1 pseudogene is annotated in these 423 nt (G+C 57.7%); it reads right to left on the bottom strand.

Annotated features, from left to right (window positions below):
• Positions 1-8: 8 nt before the first annotated feature.
• Positions 9-423, bottom strand: a pseudogene (locus XpopCFBP1817_RS21225) (IS30 family transposase); the annotation flags it as partial.

The following is a 423-nucleotide window of genomic DNA, read 5'->3' as shown; positions in this document are numbered from 1 at the left end:
CGGCGAATTCAACTCTGGTTGGCAACGCTGTTGTCGACACCCTCAAAGAAGACTTCGAGGGGCGTTTTGAATCCGAGTATCTTGCGTGATCGGTTGTAGAGACGCTGTTCGATCCATCGCAGGTGTTCGTCAGTGATGGTGTTGAAGTCGGTCTGTCGTTGCAAGTACTGCCGAGTGAGTCCATTGGCATTTTGGTTGCTACCGCGTTGCCAGGCAGCGTACGGATCGGCAAAGGAGACATCGGCCTGCAGCGCAGTGGCGATGAGTCGATGATCGGCACATTCCTTGCCGTTGTCTGCGGTCAGGGTATGCACGGCGTGGCGCAGTTGCCCAGGCGTTGGAAGATGGCGTTACGCACGTTCTGGGCCGTGCCATCGGGCGAGTAGGCAAGCAGATGCAGGCGACTGCGACGTTCGGTCATGC

This window comes from Xanthomonas populi (genome assembly GCF_002940065.1).
In the GTDB taxonomy this organism is placed as follows: Bacteria; Pseudomonadota; Gammaproteobacteria; order Xanthomonadales; family Xanthomonadaceae; genus Xanthomonas; species Xanthomonas populi.
The sequence above is the reverse complement of the archived record's forward strand: the minus strand, read 5'-3'. Positions and strand labels throughout refer to the sequence as shown.